At 64.7% G+C, this 17647-nt stretch carries 22 protein-coding genes and 1 tRNA gene; 12 read left to right on the top strand and 11 right to left on the bottom strand.

The features are described 5' to 3' along the window. Positions 1–49: 49 nt before the first annotated feature. Complete coding sequence (locus E2481_RS09215; RefSeq protein WP_136716840.1) at positions 50–301, top strand: UPF0058 family protein; 252 nt, start codon at positions 50–52, stop codon at positions 299–301. A gap of 105 nt (positions 302–406) precedes the next feature. Next, positions 407–1276, top strand: a complete 870-nt coding sequence (locus E2481_RS09210) for a hypothetical protein (protein ID WP_136716839.1) — start codon at positions 407–409, stop codon at positions 1274–1276. Positions 1277–1431: 155 nt separating this feature from the next. Here the strand turns inward: E2481_RS09210 and E2481_RS09205 are convergent, their stop codons facing one another. The 7 genes from E2481_RS09205 to E2481_RS18675 form a co-directional block, all read right to left on the bottom strand. After that, the gene (locus tag E2481_RS09205; RefSeq protein WP_136716838.1) at positions 1432–1647 is read right to left on the bottom strand and encodes a hypothetical protein; all 216 of its coding nucleotides are present in this window, start codon (positions 1645–1647) and stop codon (positions 1432–1434) included. A gap of 488 nt (positions 1648–2135) precedes the next feature. After that, a complete protein-coding gene (locus E2481_RS09200) occupies positions 2136–2624 on the bottom strand; it encodes a group I intron-associated PD-(D/E)XK endonuclease (protein ID WP_136716837.1) in 489 nt (162 codons plus the stop codon). A 245-nt stretch (positions 2625–2869) separates the two neighbouring features. Then, positions 2870–2981: transfer RNA gene (locus tag E2481_RS09195), tRNA-Lys, on the bottom strand. Positions 2982–3015: 34 nt separating this feature from the next. Further along, positions 3016–3537 carry a hypothetical protein gene (locus E2481_RS09190; RefSeq protein ID WP_136716836.1) on the bottom strand — a complete coding sequence of 174 codons (522 nt, stop codon included), beginning with the start codon at positions 3535–3537 and terminating at the stop codon, positions 3016–3018. A 51-nt stretch (positions 3538–3588) separates the two neighbouring features. After that, positions 3589–4797 (bottom strand): inorganic phosphate transporter, encoded by a 1209-nt coding sequence (locus E2481_RS09185; RefSeq protein ID WP_136716835.1) that lies wholly within the window; start codon positions 4795–4797, stop codon positions 3589–3591. 54 nt (positions 4798–4851) lie between these two features. Further along, complete coding sequence (locus E2481_RS09180; RefSeq protein WP_136716834.1) at positions 4852–5526, bottom strand: DUF7119 family protein; 675 nt, start codon at positions 5524–5526, stop codon at positions 4852–4854. A gap of 49 nt (positions 5527–5575) precedes the next feature. Further along, positions 5576–5737 carry a hypothetical protein gene (locus E2481_RS18675; protein WP_169302408.1) on the bottom strand — a complete coding sequence of 54 codons (162 nt, stop codon included), beginning with the start codon at positions 5735–5737 and terminating at the stop codon, positions 5576–5578. Between the two features lie 325 nt (positions 5738–6062). Here E2481_RS18675 and E2481_RS09175 point away from each other — a divergent pair, with 325 nt between their 5' ends. After that, positions 6063–6401: a hypothetical protein gene (locus E2481_RS09175; protein ID WP_136716833.1), complete on the top strand. Its 339-nt coding sequence runs from the start codon at positions 6063–6065 to the stop codon at positions 6399–6401. Between the two features lie 85 nt (positions 6402–6486). Next, positions 6487–8301, top strand: a complete 1815-nt coding sequence (locus E2481_RS09170; protein WP_136716832.1) for a nitrite/sulfite reductase — start codon at positions 6487–6489, stop codon at positions 8299–8301. A 17-nt stretch (positions 8302–8318) separates the two neighbouring features. Here the strand turns inward: E2481_RS09170 and E2481_RS09165 are convergent, their stop codons facing one another. Then, positions 8319–8744, bottom strand: coding sequence for a universal stress protein (locus E2481_RS09165; RefSeq protein ID WP_136716831.1), 426 nt, complete (start codon positions 8742–8744; stop codon positions 8319–8321). Positions 8745–8842: 98 nt separating this feature from the next. Here E2481_RS09165 and E2481_RS09160 point away from each other — a divergent pair, with 98 nt between their 5' ends. The 5 genes from E2481_RS09160 (at position 8843) to E2481_RS09140 (ending at position 11964) form a co-directional block, all read left to right on the top strand. Further along, positions 8843–9127, top strand: coding sequence for a DUF6360 family protein (locus E2481_RS09160; RefSeq protein ID WP_136716830.1), 285 nt, complete (start codon positions 8843–8845; stop codon positions 9125–9127). A 157-nt stretch (positions 9128–9284) separates the two neighbouring features. Beyond that, positions 9285–9587 (top strand): CPCC family cysteine-rich protein, encoded by a 303-nt coding sequence (locus tag E2481_RS09155; protein WP_250137770.1) that lies wholly within the window; start codon positions 9285–9287, stop codon positions 9585–9587. 162 nt (positions 9588–9749) lie between these two features. Continuing rightward, the gene (locus E2481_RS09150; protein ID WP_136716828.1) at positions 9750–10637 is read left to right on the top strand and encodes a hypothetical protein; all 888 of its coding nucleotides are present in this window, start codon (positions 9750–9752) and stop codon (positions 10635–10637) included. A 115-nt stretch (positions 10638–10752) separates the two neighbouring features. Further along, positions 10753–11712: an oxidoreductase gene (locus E2481_RS09145; RefSeq protein WP_136716827.1), complete on the top strand. Its 960-nt coding sequence runs from the start codon at positions 10753–10755 to the stop codon at positions 11710–11712. A 48-nt stretch (positions 11713–11760) separates the two neighbouring features. After that, positions 11761–11964 carry a hypothetical protein gene (locus tag E2481_RS09140; RefSeq protein WP_136716826.1) on the top strand — a complete coding sequence of 68 codons (204 nt, stop codon included), beginning with the start codon at positions 11761–11763 and terminating at the stop codon, positions 11962–11964. On the opposite strand, the gene E2481_RS09135 is transcribed toward E2481_RS09140, so the two are convergent. Both E2481_RS09135 and E2481_RS09130 read right to left on the bottom strand, forming a co-directional pair. Next, positions 11965–12393 carry a DUF6069 family protein gene (locus E2481_RS09135; RefSeq protein ID WP_136716825.1) on the bottom strand — a complete coding sequence of 143 codons (429 nt, stop codon included), beginning with the start codon at positions 12391–12393 and terminating at the stop codon, positions 11965–11967. Positions 12394–12423: 30 nt separating this feature from the next. After that, the gene (locus tag E2481_RS09130) at positions 12424–12672 is read right to left on the bottom strand and encodes a glutaredoxin family protein (protein WP_136716824.1); all 249 of its coding nucleotides are present in this window, start codon (positions 12670–12672) and stop codon (positions 12424–12426) included. A gap of 187 nt (positions 12673–12859) precedes the next feature. Here E2481_RS09130 and E2481_RS09125 point away from each other — a divergent pair, with 187 nt between their 5' ends. After that, entirely contained in the window at positions 12860–13243 is a 384-nt protein-coding gene (locus E2481_RS09125; protein ID WP_136716823.1) for a hypothetical protein, read from the top strand. 100 nt (positions 13244–13343) lie between these two features. Next, positions 13344–14192 (top strand): universal stress protein, encoded by an 849-nt coding sequence (locus E2481_RS09120; protein ID WP_136716822.1) that lies wholly within the window; start codon positions 13344–13346, stop codon positions 14190–14192. Between the two features lie 7 nt (positions 14193–14199). On the opposite strand, the gene E2481_RS09115 is transcribed toward E2481_RS09120, so the two are convergent. Next, the gene (locus tag E2481_RS09115) at positions 14200–15477 is read right to left on the bottom strand and encodes an MBL fold metallo-hydrolase (protein WP_136716821.1); all 1278 of its coding nucleotides are present in this window, start codon (positions 15475–15477) and stop codon (positions 14200–14202) included. A gap of 174 nt (positions 15478–15651) precedes the next feature. Between E2481_RS09115 and E2481_RS09110 the strand changes: the two genes are divergently transcribed. Then, positions 15652–17580, top strand: a complete 1929-nt coding sequence (locus tag E2481_RS09110) for a DUF7282 domain-containing protein (protein WP_136716820.1) — start codon at positions 15652–15654, stop codon at positions 17578–17580. Positions 17581–17647 lie beyond the last annotated feature (67 nt).

Here is a 17647-nt window from a genome sequence, read left to right as displayed (position 1 = left end):
CACTCCTGTCGTGCGGTTTAGGGAGTTCGGGCCCCTAGCTGGGATACCGATGCGGAAAGACGAACTCCTCCATTTGCACCAGTTGCTCACGGCGGTTCGAGTCGAGTACGAGCGCCGTGGCGACGTGCCCGCGGACGCGTTCTCGGCGTACGACGAGCTGTCGGTATCGCCGGTCGCCGCCTACGCGCCGAAAGGCGACCACAAACGCGCGGTCCGGACGCTGGCGTCGACGCTCGCGGCCTGCTCGGGGGGTCGAAGCGACTCGACGGACAGCGAACACCCCCAGTCGGCCGCGTTCTGACCGATTTCCGGCGGTCTCCCGACCGGTCAGACCGCCCCTCGCGGTCGGCGCTGCCGTCTCTCGTAAAAAGTAACGGTTAAAGGCCGGGCTGCCCTCGCTCCGAGTATGCAACGACGAGCCGCGGCGTTATATTTCGCCCTTTTCCTCGTCATCGGGGCGGGGTCGTACGCGTACGTCACCACTGGTGTCGATGCCCAGCGGCCGACGATCTCACTCGAAGACGCTGAGAACTACGCGCTCGGTGAGAACATCACCGTCGACGGACGGACCTACACCGTCTCCGAGATCGAGGCACAGAACGAATCGACCGGGAGCGGCGTGCTGACCTACGTCAACGAGTCGTTCAGGGCAACGACGACCCTGGAGAACGGGTCGACGTACGACGGGACCTGGGCGAACGAGACGTCCGAACCGTACATGGGCGCGTCCTGGGACGTTCAGATCCAGAACGCCTCGAACGTCTCGGAGTTCACGCTCCGCGAACAGCAGAACGCGACCCAGGTCCTCGTCAACAGCACCGAGGTCGAGGACGAACCGATCGACTACCAGGGTGAATCACGCGTCGTCTACACGAACGGCTCGATCGGGCCGACCGTCGACGAGTACGTCGGCGACCCGACGACCTACACCATCAGCGAAGGCGACACCTTCGCCTACAACGGGAGCGTCCAGGACGCCACCGTCGAGTCCGTGACCGGCGACGCCGCCACGCTCGCCTGGACCACGTCGAAGGAAACTCCCGTGCAACTCGAACAGGGCGGTAACGTGACGCTCGCCGACGGCCAACAGCGCGTCGCCTACTTCCCGGACAACGAGACGCTCCAGCTCACGACGGACGTAGCTGGCTACCAGAATCAGCTCGAACGGCAGGACTACTTCAACGAGCGCAAGGCCGGTCTGTGGGGCGTCTCCATCGTCAGCTTCCTCGCCGCCATCATCCTGCTCGGGGCCGCCTACCTCCCGGTCAAGGACTGACGTTCGCCGCGCTTCTCCGTCGCGATTCGCGAATCCGGCTTTTTTCACACAGTCCCGACGCCGCCGCCCGGCCGAAACAGCCCGCGCTACCCGAACCGGTCGCTACTCGTCGTCTCGTCGCTACGTCGTCACACGCTCAGTAGAATATCGTCCGCTCAGGCCGCGCTGCCGGTCGTCCGGGTCAGCCACGCCAGGCCCACGCCGAGCCCCATCGCGACGATCGCGCCGAACACCTGCGTGACGCCGGCCATCGTACTCGCTGCTGTCTGCCAGGGCAGCCCCGACAGCGTTCCCAGCCCCACCAGCACCAGGAACGCACCCACGAGGAGGCCCAGCACCTCCAGTTTGTCCGAAAACGCTAGTTGGTCCATGGTCGATTCTCTGTGTTCATACCTGTAAATCGTCCGGTTCGAAGCGGGCATGACCCGATTGCGGTGCTAGCCGTCCGTCTCGGAATAGTTCTGAAACCTATAATTTGTCTACGGGAATAGGCCTATCACGCATGCTGAGTGGGACAATGAAGCAATTCACCTAAGGCAAAGATGCCCTGATATGGCCACCGTCAGCGACTACGATACCGCCCTCACCGTGGCCTTTGTCAACGAGAATCTGTCAGCGCTAAACCCGATCCGAAATCGTCCGTGGCATGGAGTTCTGGGAGTCGACACTGGCCGAAATCATCACTGAACGACTTCTGAATCCTCCGACCAGTTTGTCAACGTTGTAGCGATCGCTACAAAGCCTTCCGTCAAGACGGCGAACCCGAGGTCTACTATCCTCGCTGACTGACTACGCCCGGACTGGTCGCTTATTATACAAATAGTTCAAAGACTGAATAGCGCCACAGTTCAGAAACTGGCTATTTTGACTCTTTGTTATCACTCCGGAGTGAAGATATCCATGAATTAAGACTATATTCTTCTGCCCGATTAATATTCGGTGATGATTTTTCTGCCTTCTCGATTCGAAGACTCATACTGGTTTTCGGTGCTTTACTGATCGGTATAATAAATGTCCGCTCGACCTCTGGCGTATGAACTGCAAACAAATCTACTTGCCCCTCATATCCCTCTTTCTTAATTTTCCGTGTTAATGTTCCAGAACTCCGAGTTTCAAACCGCACACACCCGTTAGCTACCCTTCCTGTTTTTATTTGCACTCGAAAAAACTTTGAATCATACTCGACGACGATATCATATCGTTCATTATCGCCAAAGGGTTCGAGCACGGTTATCCCCCGACGAACTAATTCATAGATGACAGCAGCTTCGCTTTGTTGACCCCTTCTCTTGGGATGAGCTGGGTTTTCCACACCCTCTACTTTGATAGCCCACCGAATAATTCCCATGTTGCTTATATTGAAAATATCTGTGTTATATGTAATAATGAAGCCTCAAAACTATTTACAATTAGTGATATATGAAATGAAATGGTGTCAATATCGCCTTCACAATCTATCTTCTTGGCCAATTTCTATGTTGGCTTCTTTTAGCCCTGGATAGTGCAAGAATAGTGTTTGGAATACTTTACTTCAACAAGAATCTTCTCCAATTTTGCAATTATACCCCACAATATATCCCATGACAACAATAACGGGCCGGGAGGGAGTTGAACCCCCGACCGTCTGGTCACTCCCGCAACCGCGCGAATCGAACGCGCAGCCACGTTAAAAGCCAGACGCTCTCCCTAACTGAGCTACCGGCCCTCATCAGAGTGTGCGTGAGTGGAAGGGTAAACAGTTACGATTGCTGTCCACCGCTGCCACGACGGACTTCCTCCTCGGGTCCACCGGTCTCTTCGAGGTGCGCTTCTAACTCCGCGGCCAGGTCCGCGTCGATCTCGCTCACCTGCGCGACCAGTTCGTTCGCGACCTCGCCGGGAACCCGGTCCTCGACTTCCGCCTGCACCTGGTCTTCGACCTCGCCCTGCATTCTGTCCGTCACCTCGGATTCGACCTCCTCTTGTACCTGGTCTTCGACTTCCGCTTCGACCTGCGCCTCCGCTTCGGCCGGGACTCGCTGTTGGACCTCTTCGGCGACGGCGTCTTCCGCCTCGGCGGCGACCTCGTCTTGGAGGACGCGCTCGTAGACGGTCATGTTCTCCCAGACCCGGAGGAAGTATCCCAGGACGAGCCCGCCCTCGAAGGCGACGATTCGCGGGTCCATCCCGACGAACAGGAGGTACCCGAACCCGACGGTGAACACCAGTCCGTAGACGACGTCGATATAGAACTGGGTCTGTCGGCCACTGAACTGCATCATCGACTCGGAATTGGTGGCTGAGACACAAAGGCGCTCGGTTGGCGTCCCCGCTCACACTGCCAGCAGGAACTCGAAGGTCAGGAACGAACAGCCGGTCGCCAGGGCCGGCACGACGTTTTGCATGAACACCACCCGGGCGGCCGCGTCCGGGTCGAACAGATCGGTCGCGTCCCGTGCCTCGTCGACGCCCCGCTCGCCGATCGGCTGGTGGGCGTCGCTGCTGTCGTCGATCGTCGGGTCGCCGACGGTCGGGTTCTCCTCCCCGTGTCCCAGCGCGTCGACGGACAGGGTCGGCGTGTCCCGGCCCCGCACGGCGTCGGCGATGGTGACTGCCCTGGTCGCCCGTCCCCAGCCGAGGCCGACGATGCACATCGTGGCGATGATGACGAAGCTCGCGGGAATCCCGGCGGTCGACAGCAGGATGACGATGAGCGAACTGATGACCGCCACGACGATCGCTGCCGTCAGCGGGAGGTCCGTGATGTCGCTGCCCAGCGTGTCCATCGTCCGCCGTGCGATGGTGAACGCACCGACCGCGACGGCCGCGGAGCCGACGAGGATGCCGGTGTTCATCGCGAGTTCCCCGCTGCCGACGAGCGGCGCGACCGCGTTGGCGATGTTGCTCGCTCCCGAACTAAAGGCCATGAGACAGCCGATGCCGACTACAACGACGGTCCCGGCGAGTTCCCGTCGCGTCGTGTTCGGACCGAGCGCCGGCCTGGGGACTGCCCCCGTCCCCTCGAGGGACAGCAACGGTCCGTCCGTCTGGTCGATGGCGATGACGCGGTCGATGTAGGGGTAGGCGTATCGGCCGATCATCACGGCGGTCCAGAAGCCGAGAACGGGGGAGACGAACCACCAGGCGACGATCTCGCCGACGACCGCCCAGGCCAGCTCGCCGCTGGCAACCCCCAGCCCCGCGATGGCGCCGACGGCCGTCATCGACGTCGAGGACGGCGCGCCCGAGAGGTTGCCGACCAGCAGCGCGCCGCCGATGAAAAAGAGGACGACGATGCTCACCGGCAGCGTGAACAGCCCGGGATCGTGGACGAGGTCTCGCCCCAGCGTGTCCACGACACGACGACCGAGCGTCCAGGCACCGAGGGCGAAACACACGCTCATGAGCGCGGCCGCGACCGGCTTCGAGACGGCGTCGGCACCGACCGCGGGGCCGAACGCCGGGCCGGTCGTCGCACCGCCCACGTTGTAGGCGACGAAACAGGCGATGAGGACGCCAGCGACGAGCAGCAGTCCGCTCACGGGCCAATCTGAACGTCTGAGAGAAATAGGTTTGACGGCTCTCTCCCGCGCTGGTCACTCGCGGTCGTCGAGATACTCGTTCAGCGCCTCCGCAACCATCTCGCCGGGGTCTCGGCCGTCCAGTGCGGCCTGTCGCCGGAGTTCGCAGTAGGCGCGCCGGTCGAGTTCGAGCGTCATCTCGCCGAGCGTGATGCCCTCGGCAGCGAGCGCGCGCTCGATGTCGGCACCGTCGTTGACGGCGCTGGCGACCGACCGGACCTGCCGGACGGTCATGTCGTCGTCGATGACGGCCCACGCGAGCAACAGGCGGGCCTCCCCGCCGACGCGGGCGATGTGTTTCGCGGCTGTCGGCGCGATCTCGCCCATTGCGACGTGCCGGCGGATCGACCGGGGCAGGTCGTGGACGCGCGACCACTTCCTGATGAACGCGACGGTGGCGTCGCCGCCGGCGCGCTCGGCGGCGGCCTTGTACGACCCTTCACCGCGGACCAGGGCGGCACAGGCGGCCGCGCCCCGCAGCATGTAGACGTTGTCGTCGGCACCGGCCGTGTTCTCGGAGAACCTTCGGACGGTCTGTGCGGCCTGTTCTAAGCTCTCAGGGTCGTCCGGGTCGAACGCGACGGCGCGCTCGGCGTGTTCGCCCGTCAGCGTCGGATCGCCACGGATGACCGGTCGCCCGACCGGCGACTCTCGGTCCGTCGGTGGCTGCTCCTCCGGCCGATCACTCATTGCAGGCTGGTACGGTGACGATACCTAAAAGATTCCTGTCGGCCCCGGCTCAGTCGTCTCGGTTCTCTGAGAGGTGTTCCCACACCTCGGCACAGCCACACCCGTCGTCCATGTCGTCGAGGTGGGCGGTGTCGACCGCCTCCTCGTCGTCGGGGTGTTCTGTCGTCACTTCCGCGTCGTCGTGGGTGGTATCTGTTACTTGCTCACTCATCGGTATCCCAGTTCCGTGTCTGGTTTCGAGCGGTCCGGCGTCCCGCCCGCCGACCGCTTCCGGCGGATATCGACCGGCACGCCGTCTCTTTCACTCATCACTCCTCTATATCCACCCCACTATCATAAGGCCGCGCTCGGCCACAATCCCTTCCCGTACTCCCGACTACCAGCAAAGCTTGTGGGTTATCTCTGACGCGTGGGGTTCGGGCCGCCGTTCCGATGCCTCCGTCCGTACTGCTCCCCATTCGGGGTCTCCAGTCGGTCCCCGGCGAGTTTTGTGTCCGTCGAACGACTCAGGTGTCTCGGCCGCCAATGGACGACGAATGCCCACTGACGTTCACCAACTCGACGACGGTGCCTGGATCAGCGTCAACGATTCGCGGGAGGTCAACGTCAGTGACCTGTGGCTGCTGGCCCGCCACGAGTTCTGTCCCTGCGAAATGGCTGACTTCCTCGCCGAGGGCGTCGTCGAAGTCGGCGTCGACCACCCCGACGTCGAGGCCCGCTTCGCCGGCCGCTGCATTCAGTGCGGGACCGAGGGCGTCACCGACTGGCTGGCCGTCGGCCGCGTCATCGAACCCGAAACGGGCGAATTCTATCCCGTCGTCCCCGAGAGCGTTCATGTTCCCCGGAAGCGCACCCGGCTGGCCACGCCCGAGTAGCGGCAACATGATCCCCTATCCTGCAGAGGTGGGGAGGATTGACGGGGAGCGCGGGTGTATATGAGTGAGGGACTAGGGGATGGATATGCCGAGTAAAGTCGAGAAGTGGAAAGACGAGGTGTACGGGTCGGAGATCCGTGAGCACCTCCTGGAGTTCGCCGAGGAGGGATGGGAGTCCATCCCCGAAGACGAGCACGACGCGTGGTTCGAGCGGTTCAAGTGGTGGGGCCTGTACCACCAGCGCTCCGGGCAGGAGTCCTATTTCATGATGCGCATCGGGACGCCCAACGGCGTCATCGAGCCCGGACAACTGGAGGTCATCGGCGAGGTCGCAAAGGAGTACGCGACCGGTCCCGCCGACAACCCCGAGTTCGGCGACGCCTACTGTGACTGGACGACCCGCCAGTCCATTCAGCTCCACTGGATCAAGCTCGAAGACATCCCGGAGATCTGGGACAAGCTCGAATCTGTCGGTCTCTCTACCCAGCAGGCCTGTGGCGACTCCTGGCGGAACATCGTCGGCTGTCCCGTCGCCGGCAAGGACAAACACGAACACATCGACGCCTGGCCCATCGCGGAACAGCTCAACGAGCAGTTCAAGGGCAACGACGACTACGCCAACCTCCCCCGGAAGTGGAAGGTCTCGGTCACCGGCTGTGACGAGGGCTGTGGCCAGGGCGACATCAACGACCTGGCCTTCGAGCCCGCCCGCAAGGACGGCGAACTCGGCTTCAACGTCCGGGTCGGCGGCGGCCTCTCGCGGAAGGAGGCCCGCTTCGCCCGTGACATCGACGTCTGGGTGCCCCCGGAGCAGGCCAGCGACGTGGCCGCCGGAATGAGTGCGCTGTTCAACGAGTACGGCGACCGCGAGGACCGCTTCAACGCCCGCATCAAGTTCCTCGTCGACGAGTGGGGTCCCGAAAAGATGCGCGAGGTCCTCCAGGCGGAGTTCGTCGACTTCGAACTCCCCACGGCGGGTGAGGACATGCGCGACCAGTACACCTACAACTCCGGTAGCCAGGTCGGCCACGACGACCACGTCGGCGTCCACGAGCAGGACGACGGCAACTACTACGTCGGCCTGAACGTCCTCGTGGGTCGCCAGGGTGCCGACGACGTGCTGGAACTGGCCGACATCGCCTCCGAGTACGGCTCCGGCGAAGTTCGGCTCACGCAGCGCCAGAACATCATCATCATGGACGTGCCCGAGGAGAACCTCGACGCACTCCTCGACGAGCCGCTGCTCTCCGAGTACTCGCCGAATCCGAGCCCGTTCAAGCGCGGTTCCATCGCGTGTACGGGCACGGAGTTCTGTTCGCTCTCCATCGTCGAGACGAAGAACCGCCAGGTGCGCTACGCCCGCTGGCTCGAAGCGAACGTCGACCTGCCCGAGGACCACGAGGACTTTCACATCCACCTCTCGGGCTGTACAGCCTCGTGTGCCCAGCCCCAGATCGCCGACGTCTCCCTGCGCGGCATGAAGACGCGCAAGGACGGCGACCCGGTCGAAGCGCTCGACATCGGACTGGGCGGCGGCCTCGGCGAGAACCCCCACTTCGCCGACTGGGTCGAGATGCGCGTCCCGGCCGACGAGGTACCCGGCGCCATCGCCAACCTCGTCGAGCGCTTCAAAGAGTTGCGCGAGGAGCGTCCTGTCCCAGAGGGACAGGAAGGGCGAGACGGCGAAGCCGTCGAGCGAGAGACCTTCCGGGAGTTCGTCGAAGCGCGCGACGAGGAGACCCTCGCAGAACTGGTCGAACCCGAGGAGACCGACTACGAGGACCCGTACATGCACAACACGAAGACGACGTGGTATCCCTACGTCGACGACGACGACATGGACGCCTCGCCCGCCCCGACCGACGGCAAGGGTGAGTCGCTCGCACCCTCGGACGACTGAGACGCGCCGTTTTTCGGCTACTCCTTACGTTGCCGCGCGATGTAGACGTCGTAGGACTCGTCCGACGTGATGCCCGGACTGATACTCGTCACCGGCGAGGCGCGCTTGCCCGCGTTCTCGCTGCCGACGAAGACGACGGACGCGTCGTGAGCGTCCGCTTTCCGGCGGATGATCTTGGCGATCTTCGCGGCCGGTGGTCGCGATTCCGTTCGGACGAACTCGAAGGTCGCGTCCTCGGCGATCGCCTCGACCTCCGCTTCGAGCATGGCGATGGCCGTTTCGCCGTCCGCCGACGCGGTGTCCCACCCCTTTATTTCCGCGTAGTGTTTGCCCGACGGCACGACCGAGAGCGCGATGATCTCCTGGTCGGTCGCGAACTCGACGGCCCGTTCGAGCGCTGTGCTCGCCAGAGCCGACCCGTCGAACGGAACGAGAAATACCATGTCTGTAGTTCGGGTGAGAAATCATAAACGATTCGTCTCTTCTCAGTGGGATCTCGCGGAGGCTCGTCACTTAAGTTCGGGTCGGCCCAATCGCCGCCATGGTCGATCGCATCCTGAAAGTCAACGCGTACACCACGTTCGATCTGATCGACGGCCGCGTCGAGGGCCACGGCTTCGAGGAGGAGGCGCTGGCGGTCCTGAACGTCACCGCTCCGCGCAAGGACCCCGACCACGTGAAACTCCAACTGGAGATGGACAACACCCAGCTCTCGGAGGTCGAACCGCACGCCGACCAGGTGACCCTCTCGGCGGCGGAGGCCCGGGAACTCGCAGCCGAACTCGAAGAGTACGCCGGGAAGGTCGAGGACGCCCAGGCCGACTGATACGGAATGCTGTAGAACGTTTCTGCATCGACCGCCCGACTGCAGGCGGTCGTAGCGGTACACAGCTACGGCAAACCGTATGAGCCGATCTGGTGGTGAGGGGCGATGCGGCCATCCCAACCAACTATGTGGGTCGGGAACGAACCCCGTGCTATCCATGGAACCCGCTGGGAACCCGGCCTCGCGAGAACTGGGGTTTTGCCCCTGCTGTGGGTATCAGACGCTGCCCGAGGACCAGCCGGGCTCCTACGAGGTCTGTCCGGTCTGTGACTGGATGGACGACCCCGTCCAGTTCCACAACCTCTCGTACGTCGGCGACACCAACCACGTTTCCCTCTCGGACGCCCGCGAGAACTTCGCGGAACACGGGGCCTGTACGGCCGACGCGGTCCCGGACACGCGCGACCCGGCCGCCGACGAGGACCGCGACCCCAACTGGCCCTATCCCGAGGAGTCGTGAGACTAGGCCGCACTTAGCCGACCCGACCGAGGTGGGTGTCCGAGGTAACACCACCCTGCGATCGACCGTCCCCGAGTATCGTCCGATTGTGCGTCAGTAAGGACGTGTGTCCGAAAAACGGTTTCCGCGATTTATATCCGCGTTCGTGGACAGTGCGTGTGGATGACACGCAATGCAATCCGTGCGCTACTGGTCGTGACGGTCGTGCTGGTTTCGGGTCCGGCACTGGCTGGCGCTGCGACGCCGACTGGGAGCGACGACGGGGCGGCGACGGAGACGGTTATCGTCCGGAACGCGCAGGTCGAGACGGCGCAGGTGAACGGCTCGACGGTCGAGAACGTCACCATCAGGACGCTCCGTATCGACCGCATGACGGTCCAGAACCAAACGGACGGTGAGCCGCTGAACGAGACGCTCGGCGCGCAGGGCGACGGCCCGGTCGTCCTCCGGAACGTCCACTTCCGGAACCTCTCGCTCGAGAACACTGCCGTCGAGGGACTGACCCTCTCTGATCGGGGCAGTGCGCCCGACTCGCCCGGCCAGTCCGCGGGGACTGCCAACGAAACGCAACAGGGCGGGACAGCGCAGGTCGGTAACGTGAGTGGCGCGGTCATCGAGGAGATGACCGTCGACCGCCTCGTCGTCGGGGAAGCGAACGTCTCCGACGGCGACGGTGGCGGTGTCGTCGGCGATATCATCGAGCGGATCGGCGGACTGTTCGGCGGCGACGGCGGGCAGAACGAGACCGAACCCGTCACGCAACCCGCCCTCCGCATCGGGTCCGTCGACGTGAACCGCCTCACCGTCCAGCAACTCGACATCGAGCGAGTCCAGCAGGCCGAGACTACCGGAAACGAGACGACGCCCGGGACCGCCGAGACCGGTGGGACGAACCAGACTGCCCTGGGTCGGGTGACTGCCGAGAACGCCACGATCGGGACCCTGTCGGCGGACGCGATGGTGTATCAGCAGACCGATGGGAACGGGACGGAAACGCCCGCTGGCAACGCGCCCGAGGCGCCTGCAGCGACCGAGTCAGGGCCGACCTGAGGCCAGCGGCCGGTCCCGCGGTGCTCGTTCGACTGCGGTGCTGCGAGCGACCGCGTCGTCGGCGTCCGGTGGGGCGGCCGGTGGCTTTCTGTGGGGCGGGGACCTATCCGACGACATGAGCGACGCGTGGACGCCGGCGGAGATGCCGGATCTGTCCGGGAAGACGGTGATCGTGACCGGCGCGAACAGCGGACTCGGGTTCGAGGGAGCCAAACAGTTCGCCGCCAGTGGGGCGACCGTCGTGTTGGCCTGTCGGAGCCCCGACCGCGGCGAGGAGGCTGCCGAGGAGATCCGCCGCTCGGTCTACGACGCCACGCTCGACGTGCGGAAACTGGACCTGGCGGACCTCTCGTCGGTCGAGTCGTTCGCCACCGCCTTCCTGGCCGACTACGACGAACTCCACGTCCTCTGTAACAACGCCGGCGTGATGGCGATTCCACGGGGAGAGACCGCCGACGGCTTCGAGACGCAGTTCGGCGTCAACCACCTCGGCCACTTCGCGCTGACCGGCCATCTCATCGACGTGATCCGCGACACGCCGACGTTCTCACGGGTGGTCACCCAGAGCAGCGGCCTCCACGAACGTGGCGACATCGATCTCTCCGATCTTCAGAGCGAGGCGGAGTACGACAAGTGGGACGCCTACGCCCAGAGCAAACTCGCGAACCTCCTCTTTGCCTTCGAACTCGACACTCGATTGAACCACGCTGGCGTCGAGAACGCCATCAGCGTCGGCTGTCACCCCGGGTACGCCGACACGAACCTCCAGCGACGCGGGCCGGAAGCGTCCGGCTCGACGCTTCGACTGTGGCTGATGAAAGCCGCCAACGCCGTCCTCGCCCAGGACGCCGCGCGGGGTGCGTTCCCGATGCTGTACGCTGCGACCGCCCCCGACGTCGCCGGTGGCGAGTACATCGGTCCGAGCGGGTTCATGAACATGCGCGGGGCCCCGGCACCGGATACGGCCAGTCGCAAGGCCCGCGACCGGGACCTCGCGATCCAGCTCTGGGACCGCTCGGTCGAACTCACCGGCGTCTCCTTCGGACTCCGTGAGGAAGCGACGCCACTGGATTGAGTGGGGCGGGCGGACTGAACCTTTCCGTCCGGGCGTCGAAGTCCCGGTATGCAGCGCGACCGAACGGAGTACCTCGCGACGGAACTCGAACGGGTGGCGACGGAACTGCGAGACGGTGAGGCACGGCTCCACGGGTACCGTATCGATCGCGACCCGACCGAACGAGAGCGGGGTGCGATCGCCTACAGCGGGGGCTGGTTGGAGTTCGAGTTCGATCACCCGGAGGGGTGGTTCGACCCGGCGTCGGAGTAGTCACGGCCAGGGCATTCGGTCGGTCAGGACGGCGACGCAGACGACGGCGGTGGTCACGTGCATCACTGCCAGGAGCGCGACGCCGGCCGTCGTCGCGTCGGCGAGGTTCGGGGCGTAGGTAACGTCGGGGATCAACGAGAGCACGAGGACGACCGCCGCGACGCCGGTGAACAGCCTGTCGGGGTCCTCGCGAGAGCGTGACAGCAGTCCGTAGACGACGGTGGCACCGACGACGCCGAGCGTGGTGACCACGAGCACTGGCCCGACCGAGAGCGGCTCCAGAAGCGGTGCGATTTCCGCGAACTCGGCCCCGAACACGATGGCGACGTTTACCATCCACGCCAGTACGAGCGCGACGGTGCCGCGACGAGCGAGCGCACCGACGTCGACCGGCGAGGCGAATTCGATCGCCCTGGACTGGATGTCCATATCGGCCGTTGCGTTGCAACTGGTATATAACTAGCCGCGTTCCGCCAGTGTGGACCGGAACTCGTCGGCGTCGACCCGGTATTTGAACGCCGGCCGATCGTCGATCAACACGTACGGGACGCGCTCGCCGTACTCCTCGCGGAGCGACGGGTCCTCGTCCACGTCGACGACGTCGATCTCGACGGGCATCGACACCTCCTCGGCGACGGTTCGGATCGTCTCGATGGCGTCGTCACAGAGGTGGCAGTGCTCGCGCGAGTAGACTGTCACGTCCGGCATACGCGAGTATCGGGCCGCAGGGCGCATGAATCTCTCGCTCCCCGTGTCTGTGGCCCGCTCGAATGGGTCGCCACCGGGTCGTGCTCTCGCCGATTCCATTCGCAAGCTCACAGGTACAATTAAGTCGGACAAACCGGATTGTTCCCTACGATGGTGGGGAATCCGCTCGTTTCGGGGTGCTGGGACAGTGATCGCTGAGAACCAACCGCTGCCAGTGCGGCTAGTCGTCCGTCTGGTCACGGCCGTCGTCGCCGTCGCGGTACTGGAAGTCGTCGGGATCGTGCTGTATCTGGCCGTTTTGAAGCCGAGCGTGCTGGATACCGTCCTCAGCGGCCCGGACATGTTCCAGATAAAACTGCTTCTCGCCGGCAACGGCGACGTCGTCCTGATCGCAGCAGCCCTCGCCACGATCGGCCTCGCGTTCGCGTTCCGGAGCAATTCGACGGGGAAAGCGGGTAGCACGGCCGATACTGCGGAGTCCGTCGGGACCGATAGCGGACCTGCCAGGGCCTCCGACGGTGGTGGCGAGGCCGACGCCACTGGTGGATTCTCGTTCGACGAGGGCGAGTGAACCCGGTCGTCCGGACGCCAACGCGAAACCGACCCTATCTCTGCCAGTGGTATTGCAGATAAGCAACAATACTAATACCGGTCACCACGTACAGTGACGTATGCGCGCCGTCTTCGCCACCGACCTGTCGGACGCGATCGAGGCAGCGATCAGTTCTCGTACGTGCCTCGAGTGTCTCGGCCGGTACGGAATCGACGAGATCGACCTGATAACCGTTACCAGTCCGAACGTCACCACCGGACTCCCGGGCAACGACCTCGGAAAGCAGACGAAACGGGGAATGGCACGGCAGAAAGCGAAATTCGAAGACGAGGGGTTCACGGTCGAGACTCACGTGATGCGGGGCACGCCGCACCGACGGATAAACGGCCTCGCCGATCGGGTCGACGCCGACCTCATCGTCGTCGGCTCTCGCGGGAAGAGCCCACTCAGGGAGCGCTTCATCGGCGGCACCGCCCGGAACGTGGCTCGAACGGCCGTGCGACCCCTGCTGGTCCAGCGCATCGTCGAGGACGACGCCGACCACGAGGTCGCGAACGAACACCTCTTCGAGCGAATATTGTACGCGACGGACTTTTCCGAGAACGCCGAGCACGCGTTCGACCAGTTCCGTCACCTCCAGACGCCGACCCAGGAGGCGATGCTGGTCCACGTGGCCCCGCCCCAGCGCCGGGCGGACGCCGACCGGATCGACGACGCACGGGGGCAACTCGACGAGTTGGCCGCGGAACTCGACGCGATGGGGATCGACGTCCAGACGAGCGTCCGCGAGGGCGAGGCCGTCGACGAGATCCTGGCTGCCGAGGCCGAGTTCGACCCGACCACGATACTGCTTGGCTCCCGCGGGCGGAGTCCGATGCGTCGGCTGTTGCTCGGCAGCGTCTCCGAGGCAGTGACGGCCCGCGCCGACAGCAACGTCCTGCTCGTGCCGCCGACTCGGGTGCGCTGAGGCCTGGTCAGCACTCCACGCGCGCGCCCAGTTCGGGCGCGCTCGCTTCGTAGCCGTCCTCGCGGAGTTCGGCGGCGAACCCCTCGCAGTCGTCGCCGTGGTTGACGAGGATTTCGGCGTCCTCGTAACTCGCGAGGAACGCGCGTAGCCCGTCGTGGTCGGCGTGGGCCGAGAAGTCGTAGCGCTCGACCTGCGCGCTGACGGGCATCACGCGCCCGTCGATCTCGGCGCTGCCGGTCTCTAACAGTTCCCGCCCGGGCGTCCCCTCGACCTGATAGCCGGTAAAGGCGAGTTTGTTGACGGGTAGCGTCCGGATCTCGGGGACGTAGGTCATCGCAGGCCCGCCCGAGAGCATCCCGGAGGTCGTGACGATGACGGTGTTGTCGGCGGCGATACGCTTGCGCTGACCGTCCCGGCCGGTGACGAAGCGGGCGTTGGATTTCGCGCGTTTGAGCGCCTCGGCGTCCCGGAGGAAGTCGGGGTACTGGCGAACCAGCTTGGTGACTTCCTTGCCCATCCCGTCGACGTAGCAGTCGATGTCGTGGGCGGCACAGACCATGAGCAACTCCTGGGTGCGGCCGATGGCGAACGCGGGGACGACGACGGTGCCGCCCTCCCAGACGGTCGTCCTGACACTCTGGACGAACCGCTCCTCGACGGCCGACCGGTCGTCGTGGTCGACGCCGGCGTAGGTCGATTCGCAGATGACGATATCGGCCTCTGGTCGGGCGGTGCTGCCGGCGACTAACCGTTGATCGGTCGTGTGGAAATCCGCCGTGTAGAACAGCCGCGTCCCGCCGTCATCGCCGGACTGCGTCCGGTTGCTGGCGGGACTTCGTCCCCTTTCGTCGACCAGCACGTGGGCGCTGCCCGGGATGTGGCCCGCGTTGTAGAAGGTAATCTCGTAGCCGGCGACCTCGAAGGGCTCCCGGTAGCCGTGGGTGTGTGAGACCTCGGAGAGTCGCATGAGGTCGTTCTCGGTGAAGGGGCACTGGGGCGTGCCGCCGTGCAATTTGAGCGTGTCGCGGGCGAGCACGCGGGCGAGTTCCCTGGTGGGCGGCGTCCAGTGGACCTCGGGTCGTGACTGGCCTGACATGAGCATCGGGAGCGCCCCGGCGTGGTCGAGGTGGCCGTGGGAGACGACGACGGCGTCAGGGTCCACGTCGCCGACCGGGTACTGTGGCGGGTTCTCGGGGGCCATCCCGTAGTCCAGCAGGAGGGAGTCGTCGACGAGGATGGCACTCCGGCCGACCTCGCGGGCACCGCCGAGAAATTCGACGTCCATCGGCAGAAGCTACCGACCCGGGCCGTTTGACGGCGTCGGTTCGCTGTCACACTCCCAGACTGGGTCGACACGGTTCCGGTCGGCTCCCCTGGCGGGAAAGTCAGTTAATTTATCACGAGCTACATCTAAACCGTCTCACATGAACGAGCAGGGGGTCGACAGGGGGACTGAATCGTGATCGGGGAAACCCACCGCCAACGGGCGACGCTCGTCCTGGCAGTGTGTCTGATCGCCGGCCTGACCGCTGTGCCAGTGGTGTCGGCTGCGGTGGACGGTGGCGACCCGGCAGGGTCGACCGTTTCCGACCGACTCGCCGCGGCCGAGACGAACGCGACCGGCCTCGCGGACGCCGACCTGGCGACCGCCGACCCGCAGGCCACGGTGGACACGAACGCCGACGTGGACGACGACGGGGACGCCGACGAAGTAGCGGTACAGCAAGCCGCCGACCAGGAGATTTCGGGGACGGCGACCGCCGAGAGCGGCACCGAACTCGACGTCCGGGTGACGGGGACGGACTCGGGGTCGCCGTTCGTCAAGCCGCTAACGACCGTCGTGCAGTCCGACGGCACCTGGTCGGTGACGGGCGACTTCAGCGACAACGCGAAAGGCGCGAACTTTACGGTCGACGTGCGCCTGAACGGGTCCTCGCTGCTCGAAGAGCCGGTCGATGGCCGCATCGCCGCGGGTCCGACCGCGAGCGTCACGTTCAACGATCAGGAATCGGACGGGAATGCCGTCACTGTCGATTCGGTCACGATGTCCGACGGTGGGTTCGTGGCCATCCATGAGGAGAGTGCCAGTGGCACCGTCATCGGCAACAGCGGGTACCTCGCGGCAGGCACACACTCCGACGTCGAGGTCGAACTGGACCAAACGCTCGACGAGAACACGACGCTGGTCGCAATGGCACACCAGGACACGGACGGCGACGAGACCTACGAGTTCCAGTTCGGTTCCTCGGTGGATGCTCCCTATTCGGAAGACGGCTCCGCCGTGACCGATTCCGCCGATATCACAGTGACCGGTCAGTCGGAGACGCCGACAGCGACGGTGGACACGGACGCGGACTTCGACGAAGACGGGGTCGAAGAGATAGAGGTGCAGAAAGCCGCCGAGCAGGAGATTTTGGGGACGACCACCGCAGAGAACGGCACCGAACTCGTCGTCCGGGTGACGGGGACAGACTCGGGGTCGCCGTTCGTCAAGGAACTCTCGGCGGTCGTCCAGTCCGACGGCACCTGGTCGGTGGACGCCGACTTCAGCGACAACGCACAGGGCGCGAACTTCACGGTCGACGTTCGCCTGAACGATACCTCGCTGCTGGAGGAGCCGGTGGACGGTCGCATTGCCGCAGCACCGAGTGCGGAGGTCTATTTCGCCGACCAGGAATCGGACGGGAGCGTCGTCACCGTCGAGTCGGTTACGATGTCCGACGGCGGGTTCGTCGTCATCCACGAAGATAGCGCCAGCGGTGACGTCATCGGTCACAGTTCGTATCTGGAGGCTGGCTCGCACTCCGACGTCGAGGTCGAGCTAGACGACACGCTCGACGAAGATACGACCCTGTACGCGATGCCACACCAGGACACGGACGGTGACCAGACCTACGAGTTCGAGTTCGGCTCCTCGGTGGACGCTCCGTATTCGGAAGACGGCTCTGCCGTGAGTGATCCTGCTACCGTCACCGTGACCGGTCAGTCGGAGACACCGACGCCGACTGCCACGCCCACGCCGACAGCGACCCCAACGCCGACAGCGACGCCCAGGCCGACTGCGACGCCAGCGCCGACACCGACCCCAACGCCGACGGCGACTGCCACACCGACACCGACGCCAGCGACGTCGACGGATACCGAGACGGTGACGCGGCGGACGGTGATGTCGCCGCCGGAATCGACGGCGTCGACGCCCCGGAACGACACGACCACGGATCCCTCGGCGCCGTCGCCCACGCAGGCGACGAATCGGTCCAACACGACGGCCAACGAGTCTGCTACGACCGACGAGCGTTCGACGACGGCCCAGGGTCCCGGTATGACTGCGCTCGGAGCACTCGTCGCCGTGGCGCTCGCGGCGCTGGGCCTGGCCCGGCGACGCTGACAGGTTGGCAGGAGTCCACAAACGCGACGGAGTGTTGCACCCTCCCCGGGGATTATGGTGTCGGCGG

The organism is Halorientalis salina (assembly GCF_005049285.1).
GTDB classification, from domain to species: domain Archaea; phylum Halobacteriota; class Halobacteria; order Halobacteriales; family Haloarculaceae; genus Halorientalis; species Halorientalis salina.
Note: the sequence above shows the minus strand (reverse complement) of the source record. Positions and strands in the feature narration are given on the sequence as shown.